Genomic DNA, 21,807 nt, shown 5'->3' with positions numbered 1-21,807 from the left:
GGTCAATCCGCGAGGTCGGAAGGGAGCTTCCGGTTGAACCGCGCCTGATTGAGCACCGACCGGAAGCGGATGTTGCGGGCGGCCATCTGCCCGAGGATGCCCTGCCGCCGGGCTTCGCGGATTTCCTGCACGAACTCGTTCATGCGGCCCTGGTCGTAGAGCACCACGCCCAGCCAGGCATGGGCGTTCACGTTATAGGGGTCGGCCTTGATGGCCTGGCGGAAACCCTGGATGGCCTTGTCCGGCTGGCTGTCCGCCAGTTGGATGGCCTCGCTCAGGGAGACATTGCCCAGATTCAGGCGTTCGTGGACCTGCAGCTTGTCGAGCTTTTCGGGCTGGTAGAGTTCGGGCTGGTCGATGGACTTGGCGGGCTTTGTCTCTGCGGGCTTGGCGGGACGCGCCGGTTCGGGTCGGGCTTCGGGTTTCAGATCGACCTTGGGAGGCTCGGAGCCCGGTTTGGCCGAGGTCCCGCCCACCTGCGCCTGGGTTTCCGAGGGATGGTTGCCGGGTGTGGGCTGGCCCGGCGTCTGGGCACCTGGCGTCGCCGAGGCCCCCGGAGTGCCCTTGGAGGCCGCGGAATCCTTGGGCATTTCGGAAGGCGGAGCCTGGGTCTCGGGTTGGGTTCCGGAAAGCGAGGCCGTTGCGGAAGCGCGACCCTTCAGGGCCCACCAGGCGCCGCCGAGGGAAAGGAGGACGAGGGCCGCGAGCCCCAGCCACAGCCCCTTCGGGCTGGCCTGGCGTTTCGGCTGGGCTGTCGGCGCGGCCGGGGTCGGGACCGCTGCCACCGGGGCTGCTTCGGGTAACGCGGCTGGAGCCGGCGCGGGCTTCTGCGCGGTGATGGCCGACGAGGCCGAAGGCACGGGTGCGGTGGGTGAGGAAGCCTGCAGTTGGGTGGTGACCTCCTCCACCTGGCCCATCCAGGAGGGGTCCTTGGCGGCGCGCAGGGCCTTGGCGAGATCCTCGGCGGTCTGGTACCGCTCGTCGGGATTCTTGCAAAGGGAGCGGTCGAGCACCGATCGGATGGCGGGGCTGATGCCGTGGAGCTTTTCGAGGTCGATGGGATCGGGCGGCTCGTTGACGATCTTGTAGAGCACCGTCGGCGTGGTGTCACCGGAGAAGGGTTTCCGTCCGCTGAGGCACTCGTAGAGCATCACGCCCACGGCGAAGAGGTCGCTGCGCGGATCCGGCTTGCCCGTGCGGATGTACTCGGGAGCCATGTAGCTCACGGTGCCCATGACCATGCCCGTGGCGGTCATGTCGGAATTGCTGATCTTCGCCACGCCGAAATCCATGACCTTGGCGTGGAGCCGCTTGCCGTCGCGCTGGACGCGGACGTTGGTGGGCTTGATGTCGCGGTGGACGATGTGCTGGCGGTGGGCGAAGCCCAGGCCGTCGCAGACCTGGGCCAGCACCTCCAGGGCTTCGGAGCGGGTGAGGGACTGCTCCTGCAGCAGCTCGTCCAGATCGTGGCCCCGGACGAACTCCATAGCGATGTAGAGCACGCCCTGGTCTTCGCCGAATTCATAGATGGTCACCAGGTTGGGATGGTTCAGCACGCCGGCGGCCCGGGCCTCGCGGGAGAAGCGCTCCTTGGCCTCGCCCCCCTGGGCCGAGGCCGGGAGGATGGTCTTGATGGCCACTTCGCGGCCGATGGAGGGGTCCACACCGAGATAGACCTCGCCCATGGCGCCATTGCCGAGGACGCGCTTGATCTCGAATTTTCCGAGCTTCTCGAACATGGACGGACCCTTCCGGGTGCATGCGCTGGGCAGAAAGACAGGATAGGTCCAGACGGGATCAGGGCCAAGGAACTTGGGATAATGCGGCATTCCGATCCCGTTTTCTGGGCTGGCGTCCCAGCCCGGAACATGCAAACTAGAGACCAACTCCCGGAGAGTCAGTGCCCGAAGTTCGGATCCACCATTTCTTGCCGGCCCTCATGGGGTCCCTTCATCAGCAGAAGGCTGAGGGCGAGCTGGTGCTCGAGCAAAACGACGGCGTCCGGCGCCTCTACTGGGCCGACGGCGACCTGAGGTACCTGCGAAGCGACGCGGTGGGCGAGCAGTTCGGCAACTTCCTCATCCGGCGCGGCGTGCTGGACATGGCCGCGCTCAAGGAGCTCCTCGCCGATGGTGAAGGCGCCCGCGTGGGTGATCGCGTCGTGCAGTGGGGCCTGATGACCGTGGAGGAGCGCGACGAGCGCCTCCATGAGCTGTTCGGATCGGTCCTGCTCCACGCCATGGAGCATCCGATCCTGAAGATGACCTGGCTTCCGGGACCTCTCAGCGACAGCCTGGGCGGGGACATGCAGTTCCGGCTCGATCACCGCAGCGTGGTCTGGGATACCTTCCAGAGCGCGCAGATCGATCAGGAGCTGGTCGGGATGTTCCGCAGCGAGCCCGATTGGCGCTGGAAGGCGGTGCCCGACCTCCTCAACGCGCTGACTGACCTTCCGCTGACGCCAACCCTGGCCTATGCCCTGTCCCTGCTGGGCACGGAACCCCTCGGCTGCGACACCATCGAATCGCTGACGGGCCTTCCGCAGACTCAGGCCGCGCGGCTGGTGGCGACCCTCTGGGCCCTGGGCGGCATGAACCTCGTTCGTGGGGACCTTCCGCTCTTGCCGAAAATCGAAGCGCCGCCACCACCGCCTCCACCCCCGCCGGTCGTGGAGCCCGAACCCGAACCCATCATCGAGCCCGAGATCGAAATCGAGATCGAACCGATCCTGCTGATGCCCGAAGAACCGGCGCCCGCGCCGTTTCCGCCGCATCACTCTCCACATCACGCGGATTCCTTCGATCTGGACGTGCCGGCCATGACGCCGCCGGCCCAGCCGCCCGCGCGGGAAGAAGAGGAGCTTTCGGCCACCGAGCGGGCTCGGCGCCTGCTGATCAAAGCCAAATCCTACGTGATGCAGGATCGCACCAGCGAAGCGATCCGCGCCCTGGAGCAGGCCATCAAGCTGGACGGGGATTCGCCCGGGGCCTACGAATCCTGGATGCTGCTCGGCCGCCTCAGGCTGGCCAATCCCGCCTGGTCCACCCGTGCCATCGAGGCGCTGCAGGTGGCGTCAAGGCTCAATCCACGGGCGGCCGAGCCCTGGGCACTCATGGGCGAGCTCTATCACCGCAAGGGATTCCAGGCGAACGCTCAAGGCTGCTTCCGACGGGCCCTGGAGCTCGATCCTTCCGTGGCCGTGCCGGCCGGGTGGGCCGCAGAAGCAGGGGTACCTTCGTCCAAGGACGGCCAGGCCGGTCTCATGGGCCGGCTGCGGGGCATGTTCAGTCGCGAAAAGGACTGACGCACCTTTGAACTGATGGATCCATTGGCCCTTCGTGCATGGAAAGGCGCGCCGCGGCTCGCCCGTGAAAAAAAGCTAAAGGTTTTTCGCCCAGGCACCGAAAGAGGGAAGGTCGGGGGTTCCCCCCACACCCACAACCGGCAGCACGGATGCTGCCAAGGCACATCACGGAGGATGTCATGCCTAGTATTCTCAATAACGTCACCGCTATCGCCGCCAGCCGTCAGCTCGGCGTCACCCAGATGGGTCTGAAGCAGGCGATCGAGCGACTCACCACCGGCAAGCGCGTCAACCGCGCCTCTGACGACGCCGCGGGCATGGTCGCCGGCACGGGCTTCACCGCCCAGGCCAAGACCGCCTCCGCCCAGGTGCAGGCCTACCAGAACCAGTACTTCGCCGCGCAGGCTTCGGACGGTTACCTGGAAGAAGCCACCAACCAGGCCTACCGCCTGGCGGAACTGGAAGGCAGCGGCAACAGCACTTCCGCTGAGTACACCGCTGTGCTGGCCCTTGCGAACTCCGCCGCCGCCCTTGGTGGTGCCAGTTCCTCGGCCACCAACTCCAGCACCGCGCTGTCGGCCATCAACTCGCAGCGCTCCACCCTGGCCGCGACCATGGCCACTGCCCAGAGCAACGCCAACATCAAGGGCATCGAGGGTGAAAACGCCACGTCCCAGGCCGACACCATCATGGGCGCCGACATCGGCCGTGAAATGGTGAACCTCACCAAGTACCAGATCCTGATGCAGGCTGGCACCAGCGCTCTGACGAACGCGAACTCCTCGAGCCAGACCGTTCTGGGCCTCTTCCGGTAACTGACTTCTAACGATTCCCGGAGGGGGCTGGCCTGATCAGCCCCCTCCGGACGTTGAAGTTGGTTGAGGAGTTCAACCATGGCCGATCAAGTCAACCTCACGGGTAGCTTGGCGTCGAGCCTTCCACTGACGCTGGCGGCAGCTCCATCGCGGCCCGCACCCGAAAAGCAGCCCTCGGCGCCGGCTTCCGACATCCAGCCTCAAAAGACGGATACGCCAGCCTCCGAGGGGGCCACGACCCCCGAAAAGGCCGTGGTCCAGATCAACAGCCATCTCCAGCAGGCTGCCACGGACTTGAAGATCCAAGTGGACAAGGGGACGGGTCGAACCGTCTTTAAAGTCGTCGACGAGCACACGGGGGCAGTCGTGCTCCAGGTGCCTTCCGAGGAAGTGCTTGCGATGGCACGGAATTTGAGGGCTCTGGACTCCAAGATGGGCGCCTCGGGCGTCCTGGTGGACAAGCAGGGCTAGCTTTTCGGCAAGTGGAGGTGCGACATGGCGACGAGTGCAAACTCCGCCCTTAGTTTTCAGGGCCTGTCCACCGGGATTCAGACCGACGCGCTTGTGAGCGCCATTCTTGCCCAGGAAGGGCAGGGTTTGGCGGCCCTGCAGGCAAGGCAGACCCGGAACAACAACAAGACCACGGCCCTCACGGCCATGCAAACGAGCATGACGTCGCTGTTCGTGAGCCTGGCCGCGCTTCAGGACAAGTTCAACGCCCGCACCGTCACCAGCACCGATACGAACAACAGCTACGTCACGGCGACCGCGAGCGGTGCCGGTGCTGGCACGTACGATGTGAAGGTCTCGACCCTGGCGACCAAGGGGCGAATTTCGCCTACGTTGGATGCCAGCGGAAACCCCACGAACCTGGCCGTGGCCAATCCGGCCAACGCCATCTTCACGGCCGGTCAGACGACTGGGACCTTCGCCGTTCAGGGCACGGATGGCGTCATCAAGACCTTCCAGGTGACCAACAACAGTCTCAATGGTCTGCGCGATGCCATCAATGCCTCGGGCGCCGGGGTGACGGCCTCCATCGTGAACACGGGGACGGGCACCACTCCCTATCAGCTGGTCATCACGGCCAACGCCACGGGAACCGGACAGACAGGCGGCAACATCACGCTCGCCGATATCACCAACGGCACGAGCAGCTCCGCCGGCGCCTCAGTCAATACCCTCGGCATCACGGCGGGTTTCGTGGACAGCACCACGGCGCCGACCACCATCACCGGCCTGAGCTCCGCGACTTCCGGGGCCACGGCCCAGAATGCCGTGTTCACCCTGAACGGCATCCAGCTCACCCGCCAAAGCAACGTGGTCTCGGACGCCGCCGACGGCATCACCTTCACCCTCAAGCAGGGCGGCCAGACGGGATCCACGACGCTGACCGTGTCCCAGGACATCAGCACGGCCACCGCGGGCATCCAGGATGTGATCACCAAGTTCAACGCCCTGGTCTCGGGCTACAAGAGCGCCTCGGCGACCACCAAGAACTCCGACGGCAGCCTCAACCAGGGGCCCCTCGCCGGCGACTCCACCTCCCGCAGCATCATGGCCCAGATCCGCACCGCCCTGACGGGCGCGTCCGCGGGCCTGCCGAGCACGGCGCCTTTCACGGTGCCCGCCAGCCTGGGAGTCCGGACCAATTCGGATGGCACCCTGAGCCTCGACACGACGACCTTCAAGGCCGCCATGGAGAAGGATCCCAGCGCGGCCCTGCGCCTCTTCACGTTCTCGGGTGACACCACCAACGGCGTGGTGAGCTTCAAGAGCGGGGGCGCCAAGACGGCCACGGGACCGGTGACCTTCAACATCGATCAGTTCACGACGGGGGGCACGGTGTCCGGCACCTTCTCGGGCACCTACAACGGCACCGCATTTTCCAACGTCCGCCTGACGGGTTCCAACGGGACCCTCGTCGGAGCCGCAGGCACCCCACTGGAAGGGCTGACCCTTTCCGTGACCGCCACGGGCACGGGCACCCTCACCCTCGCCCGGGGCGCGGGCCAAGCCGTGAGCGACCTCATCACGAGCTTCTCGGCTTCGGGCACCGGATTCCTGTCCTCGGCGCTGAACAACATCCGGACACAGAACCAGACACTTGCGACTCAGATCAGCGCAGCCCAGTCGGCTTTGAACCGACGGAAGCAGGTGCTTCAACTGCAGTTCTCGACGATGGAGAGCACGGTGGCGCAAATGAGGGCTTCCGCATCGAGCCTCACGGGCGCATAGTCAGCCCTCATCGCTTGGTCTGATTGTGTCGAAAAGGCTCTAGAGGAATTCGCCATGAAACCATACGCTCCACCGACCGATGCCTACCTCGTCCAGCGCGTGATGAACGCCGGCCCCGTGCAGCAGGCCGCCCTGCTCATGGAGGCCGGACAGCGCTTCATCGGGAAGGCCATCAAGGCCATGGAGCAGAGCAATCACATGGAGGCGGGGCGCTGCCTGAGCCGGGTCACCGAGATCATCAACGAGGCGACCCTGCGGCTGAACCACGAAGAAGGCGGAGAGCTGGTCGGGAACCTCGGGAAGGTCTACGACTGGTGGATCTGGGAAGTCTTCGAAGCCAGCGCCAACAAGGATGTCGCGCGCCTCGAGGCCCTGTCCTTCCACATGGGCGAGATCCGCCAGGCCTGGGAGCAGCTCCACATCAAGCTTTCCGGCGCGGCCGCGGCCATGGACTTCCAGGTCAGGGACCGGGTCGTATGAGCGACGCAGCGGTTCTTTCCGCCATCTGCCAGATGGAGGAATGGATCGACGATGCGGCCTGGAATCCGGATCCGGATGGGCTGGCCCAATGGAACGCTGAATTCCAGCAGGCCCTGGCCCAGGCGGAGAGGGGCCCCGGCTGGGCTGAGCTCATCGCGAGGGCCCATGCGGTGGGGGCTCGGCTCGAAGCGCGGATTCCCCCCTTCGAGAAGTTGCGGGACGCGTTGAAGGCCGAATTGGACGCCCAGGAACGCGGCAGCCGCGCCCTCCGGGGCTACGAGGCGAACCTCCGCACGACCTGAATTCGGGCGGGCGGCCTCAGGCCTGCGTGTCGGGATCGCTCGCCAGATCCTGGACCACGTGCCGGAGCACCGAATCCCAGTCGCCCGGCGTGTGCTGGCGATACAGGCGCGTGGCGGGGTACCACGGTGTGTCGCTGCGGCCGAGCATCCAGCGCCAATCCGGGATGAAGGAGAGCAGCAGCAGCGTAGGGATGCCCAGGGCGCCGGCCAGATGTGCGAGGACCGTGTCGGCGGTGATGACCAGGTCCATGTGGCTGAGGGCGAAGGCCGTGTTGGTGAAGCCCGCCAGCAGCGGACCCATGTTGATGAGGCCCGGAAGGGGGGGCACCTCCTTGGCCTCGAACTGGAAGTTGTACCAGGCCACGTCGCCCAGCGCACTCAGCGGCGCCAGGGCCGAAGCGGGAAGAGAGCGCTTGGCATCCTTCGCGTGCCGCTCGCTGCCGGCCCAGCAGATGCCGATGCGCACCCGATCTCCGGAGGCATTCACCTGGTCGATGATCTTGCGGCGTTCGGGCACGGTGTCCGGCACGCGGAGGTAGGGCACCTCGGCGGGAATGGACTCCAGGTCCGTGCCGAAGAGGGCGGGCAGGGAGAGCAGGGAGGCGTGGACATCGAAGGAGGGTGCCGGCTCTCCGGGGACCAGCACCTGATCGATGCCCGGGCAGGTGGCCGCCAGCTCGGCCAGGGGCGGCTGGACCTCCACGAGCACTGTGGCGCCCAGGGCCTTGGCCAGGGGCGCGTAGCGGAGGAACATCAAGGTGTCGCCGAAGCCCTGCTCCCAGGTGAGGAGCAGGGTCTTGCCCGCCAGGGGCTCGCCCATCCAGCGCGGTTTGGTCCGGGTGTGTTCGGGCTGGGGCCGGTTCGGAATGTCGAGGCGGGATTCGAACCTCTGCCAGCCTCCGGGCATGTCCCCGAACATCAGGTCCAGGTGGCTCGACACGTAGTCCGCCTCGGCGCCCGCATAGCGCGCCACCTGGCGCATCATGCTCTTGCGCAGCCCCGCCCAGTCGCCCTGGAGGGCCATGAGCGTGCTGCGCTTGTCCATGGCGATGGCGTGGCTGGGATCCTGCTCGAGCACGTCGTCCAGCAGGGCCCGGGCCTGGTCGGGATCACCCTTCCGCACGAGGCAGTCCGACAGCATCAGGCGCGCGGCGAAGCGCCGCGGCTCAAGCAAGATCGCGCGGCGGAAGAGGGCTTCGGATTCGTCGAGGCGGCCCTGGTTCATGCGGATCCCGGCGAAATAGGTGAGGGCGCCGTAGTGGCTGGAATCCAAGCGCAGCGCGGCTTCGCAGGCTGCCTCAGCCTCGTCCAACCGGTTGAGTCCCAGCAGCAGCCCCGCGCAATCCACCCAGCCTTCGACGACTTCGGGGTGGGCCTGCAGATAGGCCCGGAAGGCCGCGAGGGCCTCTTCGGATTTTCCCGCCAGATCCAGGCTGCGGGCGGTCTCGAGACTGTCGGATGGATGGGTGTGCAAGAGACCCTCATGAGGACATGGGTGTTTGCTTACCACCATAGGCGCGTACTGGATTGGAATTAAGGGAGAATCCTGCCCGTGCGCCTTAGAATCGAACCTGCCCGGAGCCGCAGGTCCTGGCCTGGGTATGAGGTGTGCTGATGTCCGTGCTGGCGCCGGTTTCCTGGGGCGAATTGATCGACAAGGTGACGATCCTCTTGATCAAGGCGGAGCGGATCCAGGATGCGGCCAAGGTGGCCAACGTGCGGCGCGAGCTGGAGGCCCTCCGGCCGCTGCGCGAGCAGGCCCACGCCGCCCATCCGGATCTCGCGGCCTGCGAAGCGGAGCTGAAGGCCGTCAACGAAGCTCTGTGGGAGGTGGAGGACGAGATCCGTCTTTGCGAGCGCCAACGGGCCTTTGATGCGCGCTTCATCGAACTGGCGCGCGCCGTCTACCGGCAGAACGATCTCCGCGCGCAGGTCAAACGCAGGATCAACGAGCTGCTGGGCTCCGATCTGATCGAGGAGAAATCCTATCAATCCTACTGAGGGGCAGCCGAGGATGGGGATTCGACGCCGGGCCGTCTTCCTGGACCGGGATGGCGTGCTGGTGGAGGACCGCGGCCTGCTGGTGGACGCAGAAGACATCCGGATCTACGAGGGCGTGCCCGAGGCCCTGGCGCGCCTGCATCGCGCGGGGTTCGCTCTGGTCGTCGTGAGCAACCAGGCCGTGGTGGCCCGTGGCCTGCTCAGCGAGGCCGGGATGCGGCGCCTCCAGGAAACGCTGGAGGCTCGGCTGCAGGCGCAGGGCGCGCCGGCCTTCGACGGGTTCTACTACTGTCCCCACCATCCCTCGGCCACGCTCCCGGAATACCGCGTGGACTGCGGGTGTCGCAAGCCGCGCCCCGGGATGCTGCTGAAGGCGGCCGAGGATCTGGGGCTGGACCTGGCATCCAGCTACATGGTGGGGGACCGCCCGACGGACCTGCAGGCGGGTCACCGGGCCGGATGCCTGGGCATCTGGGTCCAGTCGGGCCGCCACGCGGACCGGCCCATCGAAACGGCGGAGGCGCTCGATCCGGGGATCGTTCCGGCCTTCGTCTGCGCCTCCCTGACGGAGGCTGCCACCTGGATCCTGGAGGAACGATGAAGGCGATGGTGCTGGCGGCGGGTGCGGGAAGCCGCATGGGGGAGCTCACGAAGGACTGCCCCAAGCCCATGCTGATGGTGCAGGGCCGCCCGATCCTCGAGCACATCCTGCGAAACCTCGCGCGCCACGGGTTTCGCGAGGTGGTGCTGAATCTCTTCCACCATCCGCAGGTCATCCGGGATCACTTCGGCGACGGTTCCGCCCTGGGCCTGCGCATCACCTATGTGCCTGAAACCCAGCTCCTGGGCACGGCGGGGAGCGCGCGGAATGCCGCGGCTCACCTGCAGGGCGACGAACCCTTCCTCCTGCACTACGGCGACATCCTCACGAATCAGGATCTCGGGGCCATGGTGGCCGCCCACCGGCGGACGGGCGCCCTGGCCACGTTGCTGCTGCACCAGCGGGCCAGCTCTAACAGCGTCGTGGTGCTGGACGAAACCTTTCGCGTGACGCGGCTGTTGGAGCGGCCCGATGACCGCGAACGGATGGGCGTCGAGTCCCCTTGGGTGAATTCGGGGATCTACGTGTTGGATCCCTCCATCCTTTCGCGCATCGCGGAAGGGGGTATCCAGGATTTCCCGCGCGACGTCTTCCCCGACCTCATCGCGGAAGGGCGCGTCTACGGGTTTCCCCTGAGCGGATACCGCTGCGCCATCGATTCGCCAGACCGTCTGGAACGCGCCCGGGCCGAATTCCCCGGCATCCCCTGAACCGCGCCTACATGCTGCCGCCGTCCACGGCGAAGACGGCGGCGGTGGCGAAGGTGACGTGGGTGGAGGCCATGAAGAGGAGGAAGGGCGTGATGTCCTCCGGGGTGCCCAGCCTACCGATGGCGTGGTGGTGGCGGACATAGTCCTCGACCAGGGCCGGATTGTCCCGCCGCACCCGAGCCCAGTGGCCGCCTTCGGATTCAAAGGCCGCGGGCATGATGGCGGAGAGGACGAGGCCCTTGGAGGCGTAGGCCCGCCCGACGCCCTTCACGTAGGTGTTGAGGAAGGCCTTGGCGGCGGCGTAGGGCACGGATCCCCGGGCGGATTCCGCCGCCGTGGAGGATATGTGGACGATGCGGCCCCAGCCCCGCTCTTCCATCGCGGGGATGACGAGGTTGTTGAGCTCGATGGTGATGCCGGCGTTGAAGCGCCAGACCTCGGCCCAGCGTTCAGGGGCTGAGAGTGGATCCTTCAGGCCCAGGGTGCCGCCGAGGTTGTGGATGACGATGTCGAAGGGGCCGCCCTGCGCCACGAGCGCCTTCAGGGCCCGCGCCGGCGCCTGGGGTTCCATCAGGTCCGCGCTGAGGACGGCGTGCCCCTTGCCGGGGCCTCCGAGCTCGTTCAGCAGTTGGTCCAGCTTCGCCTGGTCGCGGGCGATCACCGCCACACGGCAGCCTTCCTGCGCGAAGGCCAGGGCCGCCACGCGCCCCAGCCCCTGGCTGCCGGCGGTCACCAGCACCCGCTTTCCTGCGATGCCCAGATCCATGGTGCCCCCGATCAAACCCTCGCGCCGGCCGCCAACTCCAGCGCCTGCTGGGCCACCCGTTCGACGCTGAGACCCTGCTTGGCCATCAGGCTGGCCTGGGAGCCGTAGTTTTCGCAGAACGCATCGGGCAGACCGAGACGCCTGAAGCGCTTGGCCGGCGTGAAGGCGGCCTCCGCCAGGATCTCGGAGATCGCGCTCCCGAGTCCGCCGATCACGGAGTGTTCTTCGAGGGTGAGGATCACGGGGATCTCCGCCATCTGAGCGATGAGCCCAGATACGTTCAGCGGCTTGAGGGTGGGCACGTGGAGCACGCCGGCGTCGAGGGACTGGGCGCGCAGCAGGTCGGCCGCATCCAGGGCCATCTTGGACATGGTGCCCGTCGTGATGAGGAGGACATCCTTCCCGGGTTTCAGGAGGAACAGCTTGCCGATCTCGAAGGGATCCGTGGGATCCGTGACGACGGGATCGCCGCCACGGCCCAGGCGGATGTAGACGGGGCCGGGAATGTCCACGGTGTGCGGCATCATGCGCTTCATTTCCTCGGCATCGGCCGCGGCGAGGATCGTCATGCCCGGCAGGGCGCGCATGATGGCGATGTCTTCGACGGCGAGGTGCGTGGGCCCGAGGGGTGCGTACACGAGGCCGCCGCCGCTGCCGATGAGTCGCACGCGGGTCTTGTGGAGGCAGCAGTCCAGGGCGACCTGCTCGTAGCAGCGCCGCGTGAGGAAGGTGGCGATGGTGTTGATGTAGACGATCTTCCCTTCCAGCGCCATGCCCGCGGCCATGCCCACCACGTGGGCCTCGCTGATGCCTTCCATGAAGAATTGGTTGGGCATCTCGGCCTTGAACTCGTCGAGGGTGCCGGCCCCGATGTCCGAGCCGATGAACACGATGCGTTTGTCCTGCTTGGCCAGCTCGTAGACGCTATCCAGACTTGTCTTGCGCATCAGGCCTCCTCGAGCGCGGCGAGCAGGGTCGCGACTTCCTCGTCGGTGACCTTGTTCTTGTGGTGCCAGGCGGCGTTCCACTCCAGCAGCGGCACGCCCCGGCCCTTCACGGTGTGACAGATGAGCGCGCTGGGGCGGCCCGGCTCGAAGGGCGTCGCCTTGAGCGCCTCGCGCAGCGACGCCACATCGTGGCCGTCCACTTCCTTCACCGCGAACCCGAAGGCGCGCCACTTGTCGGCCATGGGCTCGAGGTTGAGGACCTCGGCCGTCGTGCTGTAGGACTGCATGTGGTTGTAGTCCACGAGGACCGTGAGGTTCTCCAGCCGGTGCTTGGAAGCCGACAGCGCGGCCTCCCAGAGCGAGCCTTCATTGCACTCACCGTCGCTGTCGATGACGAAGACTCGGCCGGCTTCGGGCCGCGCCCGTAGCGCGAGGGCCATGCCGACGCCGATGGACAGGCCGTGACCCAGGCTGCCCGTGGAGGCTTCGACGCCGGGCACCTTGCCGCGTTCGGGATGGCCGCCGAGCTTGCCGTCGATGTGGCAGAACTTCATCAGCTCCGATTCGGGAAAGAAGCTCTTGTCCGCGAGGATGGCGTAGAGCGCCAGACAGCCATGGCCCTTGGAGAGGATCATGCGGTCGCGGCCCTCCCACAGGGGCTTGGTGGCGTCGAAACGCAGTACGTCGTCGTAGAGCACGCGCAGCATCTCCACGAGGGAGAAGGCCGAGCCGAGGTGCCCGCGGCGTCCGGCGCCGAAGGCGCGGAGCACGAGGGTGCGCAGGTCCTTGGACCTCCGGTCGAGGCTCGGCCTGGAGGTGGGTGGGCTAAAGGGGGAAGTAGGGGAAGTGGGCATGGTCATCCAGGAGGTGTCGGAGTTTGAGTCGGGCCTTCTCCAGTTGCTGGGCCTGGCGTTCCTCGGCGCCGCGGGCCTCGAAATCGGCGAAGGCGCGCCGGTCCAGGGAGCCCTTGAGGAATTCATTGAGAAGGATGAGGCACCACTTGATGCCGAAGAGGGGAAAGCTGAGGCGCGTGCGAAGGGGAAGGGTGTCGAGGTCCAGGTGGTCGATGAGCCCGGCGGCGAAACGCTGGCGCTGGCGGAGCGTCAGCTCCATGCCGGGGTGCAGCAGGAAATCTGCCAGCATCTTGGCCGGATCGTCCCACCCGAAGTATTCAAAGTCCAGAAAGACCATGCCCTCGGCCCGCTTCAAGGCGTTGTGGAAGCCGAAATCCGAAGGGCTCAGGGTGCGCTGGGCCTGGGGCAGGGGCGCATCGAAGGCGAGGCCGGAGCGGAGGCAGACCCCCTGGCAGTCATCCAGGAGTTCCAGCCAGGCGGGTCCCAGATCCCGGTTGAGGAAGGCCGCGAGCCCCGATTCCTGAGCCAGCCGGGAGTCCACGGCGCCCAGGCGGTCCAGCCGCGACTGGATGTTCTGGGCCACGTCGCGCAGGGAGAAGCAGGCTTCCGAAGCCTCGGGGAGGCTCCGGGCCGCGGGGTCGGAGGCCAGATCCCGGAGGCCGACGAGAAAGCCCCAGGCCGCGTCCAGATCGGCTTCGGCCGGCTGGGGCTGGGGCCGCCCCTCGATGAATTCATAGAGGCCCAGCCCCGCTTCCGCGTCCATGGCCAGGGGCTGGGGCACGCAGCGGAGGCCGCGTTCCCAAAGGAAGCGCAGGGCGCTGAACTCCGTGCCGAGGCGGTCCCGCGGGTCACCCGCGTGGCGGAAGTAGGCCTTCAGCGCGAAGACGCGGTCCTCCTCGGTCTCCAGCCGGTAGACCTGGCTGTTCCGCCCGCCACCCAGGGGCTTCAGGGCCCGCACGGGGCTTCCGGCCAGCCGCGCCGCGGCGCCCAGGGACAGGGCCGGACTAGACAAGGTGGATCCTTCGGGCGACCTCGTCCCAGGAGCGGGCCACCCAAAGGTGGGGCAGGTCCTCGGGCGCAGGCTCTCCGCCGGGTGCGTACAGGATGGGCTGGACGGTGGATGGGAAGGCGGCTTCGCGGAAGGTCTCCACCAGGTCATCGACGAAGTGGGTGCAGCCGAGATTCCGGATCAGGGCCACCTTTTCCTGCCGCGTCACGCCGCAGTGGAAATGGCTTGGATCGAGGCCGGTCTCTTCCGAAAAGAAACCGTGCCGCGCCAGCCAGGCCGCGGCGGCCGCCTGCAGGTCCGTGCCCGTGGGATCGATGGAGGCGAAGCGGGTCTTGTGGCTGATGATGTGGACCTCGAATCCGGCACGTCGGGCCTTCGACAGAAAGGCCAGAATGCCGGGCGCGGGTGTCGCCTCCTGGATGCGCGGACCATAGGCCTGGCCCTGGAGGCGCTGCCAAGCCACGTCGCCCTCGGGAGATCGTCGCGCGGCGTCGCGGACGGCCTTTTGGCGTGGGGGTGCTTCCGGGGACAACAACCCCGCTTCCACGGCCAGGCGGTGGAACACCGCGTCGTAGCAGATGATCGTGTTGTCGAAGTCGATGCCGAGGCGGGGCGTCATGGGGGCTCCGAAGGGGCGGGGGCCGGCCTCAGTGGAGCGCCACGCTCTGCATGAGCTTGATGTTGGAGTAGAGCGGATTGGTCAGGGGATCCGTCACGAGGCCCGCCTGGAAGGCCTGCTTCAGATCCTGGACGGCAGCCTGGATGGTGTACTTCGGCTCGAAACCCAGCTCTCGCCGGATCTTCTCCGAGGAGATGTGGTACGAACGGTTGTCGTCCGTGGGCGTGGTGACGATGCCCACGTCCTCGCCCATCACGCCCTTCACGATCTGGGCGATCTCGCCCACCGTGTGGTTCTGGTAGCCGGCGTTGTACGTCTTCCCGTCGATGGCTTCGGATTCCCACAGGAGGGTCTTGAGGTAGAGATCGGTCATGTCCTGGATGTGGAGGTTCGGCCGCATCTGGCCGCCGCCGAAGACCTTGATGAGGCGGTTGACGTGGGCGTGGGCGGCCATGACGTTGACCGCCAGATCCAGCCGCAGGCGCGGGGAATAGCCGCACACGGTGGCGGGGCGCAGCGTCAGCGTGGTGAAGCCGGGCTCGCGCTTGGCCTGGAGCACCTCTTCGCACATGGCCTTGTACTTCGAATAGTCCGTCAGGGGCTCGAGGCTCAGTTCCTCGGTGACGTCCTGGCCGGGCTTCACGCCGTAGACGCTCGAGGACGAGGCATAGATGAACCGCTGCACGCCGCTGGCCTTGCTGATGTCCACCAGGCCGAAGAAGGCGTCGTAGTTGATGCTCTTGCCGAGGTCGGGATCCAGTTCGAAGCTCGGATCGTTGGAGATGCAGGCGAGGTGGATGACGGCCTGGCAGCCGGGGATCACCTTCTTCAGGAGCTCCGTGTCTCGCAGGTCGCCCTTGACCTGCTCCAGACCGGGATGATCCTTCACTGCGTCCAGCACGTGGTCGCCGTAGAGGTAGAGGTCCAGCACCCGCACGCGGTAGCCCGCCGCCAGGAGCTTGGGCACCAGGATGGAGCCGACATAGCCGGCGCCGCCGGTGACGAGCACGCGGTCGAACTTGAGGCCAGGTTTGAGCGTGGAATTCATGCGGGCACCTGGGCGCGGAGGTGTGCCAGCACCTGGTCGGTGAGGTGGTGCACCAGCACGGCGTGAGCGGATTCCACCGGGCCGTAGTTGGCGTTGGCCACGTAGAAGTTGAGGTCGCCCTTGCCGCGCAGGGGGTTGTCGGCGCCGAATCCCGAGTAGGTGATGAGGCCGAGGCCCCGCGCCCGCGCAGCCGCGCAGGCGTTGAGGATGTTGGCCGAACGGCCCGAACTGCTGATGGCCACGAGCACGTCGCCCGCATCGCCCCACAGGTCCACGAGCCGCTGGAAGGCGTTCTCGTAGCCGTTGTCGTTGGAGAGGGCCGTGAGCAGGGGCGGCTCGTTGAACACGAGGCCGCGGATGCCCAGGCTGTGGCAGAGGTCCGTCTGCATGTGGCTCGCGATGGCGGCGCTGCCGCCGTTGCCAATGATGAGGACCTTCTTCCCGTGGGCCTTGGCCTCCAGAAGCATGGCCTTGGCGGCCTGGATGGCCTCGTCGAAGGCGAAGGCCTCCCCGGCGGATCCCGTGCTCACCACTTCCCCGGGGTGCCGGGCGAGGTGTTCAAGCCAGAGGCTGGAAATGCTGGGTGCTGGGTTCATGAGGCCCCCTGTTCGAGAAGCGCTGAAATATGCTGCGCCAGAAGCTCGGCGTCCAGGGAGGTGCGGTGACCCACCGTCGCCACGGCGTGGGCCCCGACGATATTGCCGATGAAGCCGACCACGTCCACGGGGGCGCCCTGGGCCACGCAGAGGGTGGTGGCGGAGAAGACGGCATCGCCCGCGCCCACGCGGTCGAGGATGCGGTTGGACAGCGAAGGCGAGCGGAAGAAGCCTTCGTTGCGGCTGAAGAGCTGGTTGCCGTGCTGGCCCGAGGTGACGAGCAGGGTCTGGCAGCCCATCTTGCCGGCCACCTCTTCCATGATCGAGGCGGTTTCCCGGCGGCGGCTGCGCACCTCCAGCCGGAGCTCCTTTTCGGAGAGGCTGATGAAGTCGGCGCGGCGGTACTTCGAAATGGTGTTGAAGCCCTGGTTGTCGGCGTTGGTCTGGGTATTCACCGCGAGGAAGCGAGCCTTCTGGCAGAGAAGCTCCACGGCGCGGGGCACGATCATGCCGTGGCCGTAGTCCGTGACGAGCACCACGTCGTAGTCCGGCAGGATGGCCTCCAGTTTGTCGCAGAGTTCGTCGGCCAGGGGGCTGACCTCTTCCATGTGCTTCAGCAGGTAGACCTCGAAGAGCTTCTGCAGCGGGTAGCTCTCCACGAAGCGCCGCTTGACGATGGTGGGCGCGTCGTCCTGGTAGAGGAAGATGGGGCGGACTTTGGGATTGAGGTGCTGGTGGATGAAGGGCTCGGTGGGATCGGGCTTGCCGTCCTGGCGGCCGAGGACCGTGAGCATGTCCACCTGGTCCACGAAGGCGGCCACGTTGTTCGCCACGGCGAGGATGCCGCCGGCGAAGCTCTCCGTGCGCTGGTAGCGGGTGGCGAGGATGGGCTCCTTGCCGGATTTGCCCATGGTCTCGACGTAGTGGTACTCGTCGATGATGGTTTCGCCCACCACGAGTACCTTGAGGCGGCGCCCCGCATCCAGCCACTGGGTGATGGAGGCGGCCGAGTGGCGGGAGGAGAAGTCCTCCAGGAATTCCGTCACCTCCTTCGGGTAGACGGACATCGGGTTGTAGTACGACATCACGGGCGTGGGCGCGTGGGCGACGGCGAGCCGCGCCCCCACTTCCGCCAGGGCCTGGCCCTCGCCGTGGTCGGAGGTCTCGCCATCGCCGCGCACGAAGACATCGGGCTTCAAAAGGCGGATGGCGCCGGCGGTGTCGGCGTGGGGGCTCACCACCACGAAGTCCACCATGGACAGCGCCGCGAGGGATTGGGCCCGCTGGGGCCCGTCGAAATGCGGGTAGGTGAAGGTCTGGGGCAGGTGACGGTCGGGGGTGAGGGTCACCACCAGCACGTCGCCCATTCGGCGGGCCTCCTCCAGATAGTGGATGTAGCCCGGGTGGAGGACCTCGAAATCGCCGTGACAGAGGACGACCCGCTGTCCCTGGGTTCGATCCTCCAGCCGGTGCGCCAGGTTTTCGAGGCTCAGGACCTTGTCGGTGGTGGGCATGGCGCGCTCACCGGCCGAGGTACTTGAACCAGTCGCGGGTCGCTTCCTGGACGGAGGCCGTGTCCCACACGGGCGCCTGTCGCCACATTTCGATGTGATTCAACATATGGGTGACCCCCTGCTCGAAGCTCACCTGGGGTTTCCAACCGAGTGCGCGGCATATTTTGCTGGTATCCGCGAAGGTACAGTCGGGTTCCCCGGGTCGCTTGGGGACATAAGCAACATCCCCGCCAAGAAGCTGGACCAGGCGGTTCACGCTGTACGTGCCTCCCGAACCGACGTTGAAGATCTCCCCGGCCACCTCGGATTGGGCGGCCTTCACGAAGGCATCCACCACGTCCGTGACATAGGTGAAGTCGCGGGTCTGCTGACCATCGCCCACCACCGTGTAGGGTTTTCCGGCGAGCTTCTGGGCGAGGAAGACCCCGAAGACCGCGCCGTAGGTTCCCGTGGTGCGGGAGCGCGGGCCGAACACGTTGAAGAGGCGCAGCGAGACCACGGGCAGGTGGTAGATCTTGTGCCAGGCCATCACGTACTCCTCGCCCATGTACTTGGTCTGGGCGTAGGGGAACATGGGGCGGATGGGCGCCGTTTCAGGCGTGGGCACCGCGTCGGGCAGGCCGTAGCAGGTCGAAGACGCGGCGTAGAGCAGGCGCTTCACGCCGCCGAGCCGCGCGGATTCCAGCACGGAGATGGTGCCGTCCACGTTGGCGTGGTGGTATTCCAGGGGCCGCTGGATGGAGGGCACGATGTCGGCGAGGCCCGCGAGGTGGAACACCCAGTCGCGGCCCTCGAAGATGGGGCGGAGAGTCAGGAAATCCGCGACGTCCACCTTTTCGACGACAAGGTTGGCGTGATCCCGGAAGCCCGCCAGGTTCTCCAGGCGACCCGTGGCGAAGTTGTCCACCACCGTGACGTGGTGACCCTCGCCGAGAAGCCGCTCCACGAGATGGCTCCCGATAAAACCCGCTCCGCCCGTGACGACCGTTTTGAGGCTCATGCCCACCACTCTACACAGAACGTTTGAAATGTTTGAACCAAGCTGGGACGAAAGGTTCAAGATAGGCCTGTCTCCTACCTTCATACCACTCACTTGGAAACCCGCTGTCCATGCCCCTTTCGCCCGATCCCGCGCCGGAATCCGCCGAGGCCAAGACCTCCCTGCTGGAGGCGGCGCTCCACCGACACGACCTGGGCGATTTGGATGGGGCTGAGGACCTGTTTCGCAGGATCCTGGGCCAGGACGCGCGCCACTTCATCGCCACGCACCAGCTGGGCGTCATCGCGAACCAGCGGGGCCATTACGAAGACGCGGCGCAAATCTTGGCGACGGCCCTCCAGCTTCATCCGAGATCCGCCCTCGCCCACATGAACCGTGGAGTCGCGCTCTGGAACCTGGGCCGGGCCGAAGAGGCGCTGCAGCACTACCAGTTGGCGCTCCTGATCAATCCGAAGTCCGTCGAGGCCCTGCTCAACCAGGCCGTGGCCCTGCGTTCCCTCGGGAGAAGCGAGCAGGCCCGGGCCGCCCTCGAAAAAGCCCGGTCCCTCGAGCCCGAGGATGGCCGGGTGCTTCGGGCCCTCGCGGGCCTGCTGCAGGAGCTGCATCGCCATGAGGAGGCCCTGGCCTGCCTAGACGAAGCCCTGCGCCTGCGGCCCGATGATGCGGACGCGCTAACGGACCGAGGGGCCGTGCGGCAGGCGCTCGGCGACCCGCAGCGGGGGCTCGAGGATCACGACCGGGCCCTGTCCCTGCGCCCCGATCACGCGGACGCGCTCTTGAATCGCGGCACGGCCCTGCTGGACCTGCAGCGGCCCGAGCAGGCCCTGGCCAGCATCGACCGCTCCCTGGCCCTCACGGGGGAGCGGGCCGATGGGCTCATGAACCGCGGCAATGCGCTGCTCCAGCTCCGCCGCTTCAGCGAGGCCCTGGCGGCCTTCGACCGGTCCCTCGTCCTGGCGCCGCAATCCACCAGCGCGCTCAAGAACCGCGCCCTGGCCCTGCATCTCATGGGCCGGCACGAGGCGGCCATCGCGGACCTGGATCGCGTCCTCGCGCTCGATCCCAGCGACGCCGCCGCCCATTCGCCCAAGATCTTCATGCTCGACTTCCTGCCGGAACTGAGCTTCGCCCGACACCAGGAGGAGCGGCGCCGCTTCTTCGAGATGCACGGCCCCGCCTGGCCTGTCACCCCACTCCCGGCCCGGGACCGGAACCCCGGTCGCCCCCTCGTCCTGGGCTACGTGTCCGCGGACTTCTGCGAGCATTCGGCCGCGGTCTGCTTCGGCCCCATCCTTCGCCATCATGACCGTTCCGCCTTCAAGGTGATCTGCTATTCCGGCGTCCTCACCGAGGATGACCGTACGCGCGAATTCCAGGGTTTCGCGGATCAGTGGGTCCGCAGTTCCAGGCTCGGCGACGACGACCTGGCCGAGCGCATCCGGCAGGATGGCGTCGACATTCTCATCGACCTTTCAGGGCACTCCACGGGAAATCGCCTGCCCGTCTTCGGGCGCAGGCCCGCGCCCATCCAGGTGACGGCCTGGGGGCACGGCGGCGGCACGGGCCTGCCCATGATCGACTACCAGTTCACGGACCCCATCCACATTCCGGATGGGGTCAGACCCCTGTTTGCTGAAAGCTCGTACGATCTGCCCTGCTGCATCACCTTCGATCCACCGCCTTTCGCGCCGCCGGTCACGGATCTGCCCGCCAGATCGAAGGGCCACCTTACCTTCGGTTGCCTCAACCGCTTTTCAAAGATCACGCCGGGCCTGATGGAGCAGTGGGCCGAGCTCCTGCTCGCCGTGCCCCGTTCACGCCTGCTGCTGAAGGATGGCGTGCTGGACGATCCCCAGGTGCGGGCCCGCGTCCTCGCCACCTTCGAGAAGCGGGGCGTCGGCGCCGAACGCCTCGACCTGCGGGGCCGCACCTCGAGGCAGGCGCATCTGGCGGTCTATGGCGAGGTGGACATCACCCTCGACACCTTCCCCCAGAACGGCGGCATCACGACCTGGGAGTCGCTCTGGATGGGCGTGCCGGTGGTGGCCCTGCTGGGGGATCATCCGGCCTGCCGCCTCTCCGCGGCCATCCTCGGGGCCCTGGGGCTTGAGGCCTGGACGGCGCGAGATGCCGACACCTATGTGGACCTGGCCCTTCGACAGGCCGCGGATCTTGAGGCCCTGGCCCAACTTCGCGCGGGCCTGCGCGAGCGCATCCGCACCTCGGCCGCCGGCAATCCGGAACGCTACACGCGGGCCGTGGAGGCCGCCTACCGCAGCTTCTGGCACCGCTGGCTGGAACGGAACCCTGAGCCCCCGAGGCCCTTCTGATCGGATCCACATGAGCCCCCTGCTGAACCTCGTGACGCCCCTCCACCGCCAGACGAAGCGGGACTGTCTCGCCCGCATGGTCGACAACAAGGTCGAAGCCATGCTCGTCAGCAAGCAGTACGGCCGCGACTACTGGGATGGGGACCGCCGCTACGGCTACGGCGGCTACCGCTACGATGGACGCTGGAAGGGCGTGGCCCAGCGGCTCATCGAGACCTACAACCTCGGGCCGGACGCCAGGATCCTGGATGTGGGCTGCGGCAAGGCCCACCTGCTCTACGAGCTGCAGCAGCTGCTGCCCCAGGCGGAGTGCCGGGGGTTTGACATCTCGGAACACGGATTGGCCGACGCGCCCGAACCCATCCGGCCCTTCCTCTTCAAGCACGATGCCCGCCAGCCCTTCCCCTTTCCCGACGGGCATTTCGATCTGGTGATCTCGCTGGGCACCCTGCACAACCTGCGGATCTTCCAGCTGGAGCGGGCCCTGAAGGAGATGAGCCGCGTCGCCCGCCGCCAGTACCTGATGGTGGAGAGCTACCGGAACGAGCAGGAGCTGTTCAACCTTCAATGCTGGGCATTAACGGCCGAGAGCTTCTTTGACGAAGAGGAATGGATCTGGCTTCTAGGCCACTTCGGCTACGAAGGGGACTATGAGTTCATCTTTTTCGAGTAG

The 21,807-nt window shown here is 66.8% G+C and carries 22 protein-coding genes; 11 read left to right on the top strand and 11 right to left on the bottom strand.

What is annotated here, in order from left to right; all coding sequences use genetic code 11:
* Positions 1 to 2: 2 nt before the first annotated feature.
* On the bottom strand, positions 3 to 1,739 hold the full coding sequence (locus tag QSJ34_RS08560) for a serine/threonine protein kinase (RefSeq protein ID WP_285573899.1): 1,737 nt from the start codon (positions 1,737 to 1,739) through the stop codon (positions 3 to 5).
* Positions 1,740 to 1,900: 161 nt separating this feature from the next.
* Between QSJ34_RS08560 and QSJ34_RS08555 the strand changes: the two genes are divergently transcribed.
* From QSJ34_RS08555 to QSJ34_RS08530, 6 genes are all read left to right on the top strand, one after another.
* Complete coding sequence (locus QSJ34_RS08555; RefSeq protein WP_285573897.1) at positions 1,901 to 3,304, top strand: tetratricopeptide repeat protein; 1,404 nt, start codon at positions 1,901 to 1,903, stop codon at positions 3,302 to 3,304.
* A gap of 179 nt (positions 3,305 to 3,483) precedes the next feature.
* Positions 3,484 to 4,119 carry a flagellin gene (locus QSJ34_RS08550; RefSeq protein WP_285573894.1) on the top strand — a complete coding sequence of 212 codons (636 nt, stop codon included), beginning with the start codon at positions 3,484 to 3,486 and terminating at the stop codon, positions 4,117 to 4,119.
* Between the two features lie 78 nt (positions 4,120 to 4,197).
* Entirely contained in the window at positions 4,198 to 4,590 is a 393-nt protein-coding gene (locus tag QSJ34_RS08545) for a flagellar protein FlaG (protein ID WP_285573890.1), read from the top strand.
* A 24-nt stretch (positions 4,591 to 4,614) separates the two neighbouring features.
* The gene (gene fliD / locus QSJ34_RS08540) at positions 4,615 to 6,357 is read left to right on the top strand and encodes a flagellar filament capping protein FliD (protein ID WP_285573887.1); all 1,743 of its coding nucleotides are present in this window, start codon (positions 4,615 to 4,617) and stop codon (positions 6,355 to 6,357) included.
* Between the two features lie 54 nt (positions 6,358 to 6,411).
* Complete coding sequence (gene fliS / locus QSJ34_RS08535) at positions 6,412 to 6,837, top strand: flagellar export chaperone FliS (RefSeq protein WP_285573884.1); 426 nt, start codon at positions 6,412 to 6,414, stop codon at positions 6,835 to 6,837.
* Complete coding sequence (locus QSJ34_RS08530) at positions 6,834 to 7,139, top strand: hypothetical protein (RefSeq protein ID WP_285573881.1); 306 nt, start codon at positions 6,834 to 6,836, stop codon at positions 7,137 to 7,139. The genes fliS and QSJ34_RS08530 overlap by 4 nt, the downstream gene beginning before the upstream one ends.
* 16 nt (positions 7,140 to 7,155) lie before the next feature.
* Here the strand turns inward: QSJ34_RS08530 and QSJ34_RS08525 are convergent, their stop codons facing one another.
* Positions 7,156 to 8,613, bottom strand: coding sequence for a tetratricopeptide repeat-containing glycosyltransferase family protein (locus QSJ34_RS08525; protein ID WP_285573879.1), 1,458 nt, complete (start codon positions 8,611 to 8,613; stop codon positions 7,156 to 7,158).
* A 140-nt stretch (positions 8,614 to 8,753) separates the two neighbouring features.
* On the opposite strand from QSJ34_RS08525, the gene QSJ34_RS08520 reads away from it, so the two are divergent.
* From QSJ34_RS08520 to QSJ34_RS08510, 3 genes are read left to right on the top strand one after another with little or no spacing between them, the layout of a single operon-like run.
* Positions 8,754 to 9,140 carry a DUF6165 family protein gene (locus QSJ34_RS08520; RefSeq protein WP_285573877.1) on the top strand — a complete coding sequence of 129 codons (387 nt, stop codon included), beginning with the start codon at positions 8,754 to 8,756 and terminating at the stop codon, positions 9,138 to 9,140.
* Positions 9,141 to 9,153: 13 nt separating this feature from the next.
* On the top strand, positions 9,154 to 9,741 hold the full coding sequence (locus tag QSJ34_RS08515; protein ID WP_285573875.1) for a D-glycero-alpha-D-manno-heptose-1,7-bisphosphate 7-phosphatase: 588 nt from the start codon (positions 9,154 to 9,156) through the stop codon (positions 9,739 to 9,741).
* Positions 9,738 to 10,451 carry a nucleotidyltransferase family protein gene (locus tag QSJ34_RS08510; RefSeq protein ID WP_285573872.1) on the top strand — a complete coding sequence of 238 codons (714 nt, stop codon included), beginning with the start codon at positions 9,738 to 9,740 and terminating at the stop codon, positions 10,449 to 10,451. The genes QSJ34_RS08515 and QSJ34_RS08510 overlap by 4 nt, the downstream gene beginning before the upstream one ends.
* 7 nt (positions 10,452 to 10,458) lie before the next feature.
* On the opposite strand, the gene QSJ34_RS08505 is transcribed toward QSJ34_RS08510, so the two are convergent.
* From QSJ34_RS08505 to QSJ34_RS08465, 9 genes are read right to left on the bottom strand one after another with little or no spacing between them, the layout of a single operon-like run.
* Positions 10,459 to 11,217: an SDR family NAD(P)-dependent oxidoreductase gene (locus QSJ34_RS08505; RefSeq protein ID WP_285573869.1), complete on the bottom strand. Its 759-nt coding sequence runs from the start codon at positions 11,215 to 11,217 to the stop codon at positions 10,459 to 10,461.
* Positions 11,218 to 11,228: 11 nt separating this feature from the next.
* A complete protein-coding gene (locus tag QSJ34_RS08500; protein ID WP_285573867.1) occupies positions 11,229 to 12,164 on the bottom strand; it encodes a transketolase family protein in 936 nt (311 codons plus the stop codon).
* Positions 12,164 to 13,018, bottom strand: a complete 855-nt coding sequence (locus QSJ34_RS08495) for a transketolase (RefSeq protein ID WP_285573864.1) — start codon at positions 13,016 to 13,018, stop codon at positions 12,164 to 12,166. The genes QSJ34_RS08500 and QSJ34_RS08495 overlap by 1 nt, the downstream gene beginning before the upstream one ends.
* On the bottom strand, positions 12,990 to 14,030 hold the full coding sequence (locus QSJ34_RS08490; protein ID WP_285573862.1) for a phosphotransferase: 1,041 nt from the start codon (positions 14,028 to 14,030) through the stop codon (positions 12,990 to 12,992). The genes QSJ34_RS08495 and QSJ34_RS08490 overlap by 29 nt, the downstream gene beginning before the upstream one ends.
* Positions 14,023 to 14,646, bottom strand: a complete 624-nt coding sequence (locus QSJ34_RS08485; RefSeq protein WP_285573860.1) for an HAD family hydrolase — start codon at positions 14,644 to 14,646, stop codon at positions 14,023 to 14,025. The genes QSJ34_RS08490 and QSJ34_RS08485 overlap by 8 nt, the downstream gene beginning before the upstream one ends.
* 28 nt (positions 14,647 to 14,674) lie before the next feature.
* The gene (locus QSJ34_RS08480) at positions 14,675 to 15,694 is read right to left on the bottom strand and encodes an NAD-dependent epimerase/dehydratase family protein (protein WP_285573857.1); all 1,020 of its coding nucleotides are present in this window, start codon (positions 15,692 to 15,694) and stop codon (positions 14,675 to 14,677) included.
* A complete protein-coding gene (locus QSJ34_RS08475) occupies positions 15,691 to 16,290 on the bottom strand; it encodes an SIS domain-containing protein (RefSeq protein WP_285573854.1) in 600 nt (199 codons plus the stop codon). Before QSJ34_RS08475 ends, QSJ34_RS08480 begins: the two co-directional genes overlap by 4 nt.
* Entirely contained in the window at positions 16,287 to 17,804 is a 1,518-nt protein-coding gene (locus QSJ34_RS08470) for a PfkB family carbohydrate kinase (RefSeq protein WP_285573852.1), read from the bottom strand. Before QSJ34_RS08470 ends, QSJ34_RS08475 begins: the two co-directional genes overlap by 4 nt.
* A 7-nt stretch (positions 17,805 to 17,811) precedes the next feature.
* Positions 17,812 to 18,804 (bottom strand): SDR family oxidoreductase, encoded by a 993-nt coding sequence (locus QSJ34_RS08465; protein WP_285573850.1) that lies wholly within the window; start codon positions 18,802 to 18,804, stop codon positions 17,812 to 17,814.
* Between the two features lie 110 nt (positions 18,805 to 18,914).
* On the opposite strand from QSJ34_RS08465, the gene QSJ34_RS08460 reads away from it, so the two are divergent.
* Both QSJ34_RS08460 and QSJ34_RS08455 read left to right on the top strand, forming a co-directional pair.
* The gene (locus QSJ34_RS08460; protein ID WP_285573848.1) at positions 18,915 to 21,134 is read left to right on the top strand and encodes an O-linked N-acetylglucosamine transferase family protein; all 2,220 of its coding nucleotides are present in this window, start codon (positions 18,915 to 18,917) and stop codon (positions 21,132 to 21,134) included.
* Between the two features lie 10 nt (positions 21,135 to 21,144).
* On the top strand, positions 21,145 to 21,807 hold the full coding sequence (locus QSJ34_RS08455; protein ID WP_285573846.1) for a class I SAM-dependent methyltransferase: 663 nt from the start codon (positions 21,145 to 21,147) through the stop codon (positions 21,805 to 21,807).

The sequence above is a fragment of the Geothrix limicola genome (assembly GCF_030268085.1).
Classification (GTDB): Bacteria; Acidobacteriota; Holophagae; order Holophagales; family Holophagaceae; genus Geothrix; species Geothrix limicola.
The sequence above is the reverse complement of the archived record's forward strand: the minus strand, read 5'-3'. Positions and strand labels throughout refer to the sequence as shown.

Excerpts from the sequence above, each read along its gene's own strand:
- QSJ34_RS08520 (WP_285573877.1), top strand. The coding sequence starts at position 8,754 with ATGTCCGTGCTGGCGCCGGTTTCCTGGGGCGAATTGATCGACAAGGTG.
- QSJ34_RS08460 (WP_285573848.1), top strand. The coding sequence starts at position 18,915 with ATGCCCCTTTCGCCCGATCCCGCGCCGGAATCCGCCGAGGCCAAGACC.
- fliD (WP_285573887.1), top strand. The coding sequence starts at position 4,615 with ATGGCGACGAGTGCAAACTCCGCCCTTAGTTTTCAGGGCCTGTCCACC.
- QSJ34_RS08470 (WP_285573852.1), bottom strand. The coding sequence starts at position 17,804 with ATGCCCACCACCGACAAGGTCCTGAGCCTCGAAAACCTGGCGCACCGG.
- QSJ34_RS08495 (WP_285573864.1), bottom strand. The coding sequence starts at position 13,018 with ATGCCCACTTCCCCTACTTCCCCCTTTAGCCCACCCACCTCCAGGCCG.
- QSJ34_RS08475 (WP_285573854.1), bottom strand. The coding sequence starts at position 16,290 with ATGAACCCAGCACCCAGCATTTCCAGCCTCTGGCTTGAACACCTCGCC.
- fliS (WP_285573884.1), top strand. The coding sequence starts at position 6,412 with ATGAAACCATACGCTCCACCGACCGATGCCTACCTCGTCCAGCGCGTG.
- QSJ34_RS08560 (WP_285573899.1), bottom strand. The coding sequence starts at position 1,739 with ATGTTCGAGAAGCTCGGAAAATTCGAGATCAAGCGCGTCCTCGGCAAT.
- QSJ34_RS08530 (WP_285573881.1), top strand. The coding sequence starts at position 6,834 with ATGAGCGACGCAGCGGTTCTTTCCGCCATCTGCCAGATGGAGGAATGG.
- QSJ34_RS08550 (WP_285573894.1), top strand. The coding sequence starts at position 3,484 with ATGCCTAGTATTCTCAATAACGTCACCGCTATCGCCGCCAGCCGTCAG.
- QSJ34_RS08545 (WP_285573890.1), top strand. The coding sequence starts at position 4,198 with ATGGCCGATCAAGTCAACCTCACGGGTAGCTTGGCGTCGAGCCTTCCA.
- QSJ34_RS08480 (WP_285573857.1), bottom strand. The coding sequence starts at position 15,694 with ATGAATTCCACGCTCAAACCTGGCCTCAAGTTCGACCGCGTGCTCGTC.
- QSJ34_RS08455 (WP_285573846.1), top strand. The coding sequence starts at position 21,145 with ATGAGCCCCCTGCTGAACCTCGTGACGCCCCTCCACCGCCAGACGAAG.
- QSJ34_RS08500 (WP_285573867.1), bottom strand. The coding sequence starts at position 12,164 with ATGCGCAAGACAAGTCTGGATAGCGTCTACGAGCTGGCCAAGCAGGAC.
- QSJ34_RS08515 (WP_285573875.1), top strand. The coding sequence starts at position 9,154 with ATGGGGATTCGACGCCGGGCCGTCTTCCTGGACCGGGATGGCGTGCTG.
- QSJ34_RS08485 (WP_285573860.1), bottom strand. The coding sequence starts at position 14,646 with ATGACGCCCCGCCTCGGCATCGACTTCGACAACACGATCATCTGCTAC.
- QSJ34_RS08505 (WP_285573869.1), bottom strand. The coding sequence starts at position 11,217 with ATGGATCTGGGCATCGCAGGAAAGCGGGTGCTGGTGACCGCCGGCAGC.
- QSJ34_RS08465 (WP_285573850.1), bottom strand. The coding sequence starts at position 18,804 with ATGAGCCTCAAAACGGTCGTCACGGGCGGAGCGGGTTTTATCGGGAGC.
- QSJ34_RS08510 (WP_285573872.1), top strand. The coding sequence starts at position 9,738 with ATGAAGGCGATGGTGCTGGCGGCGGGTGCGGGAAGCCGCATGGGGGAG.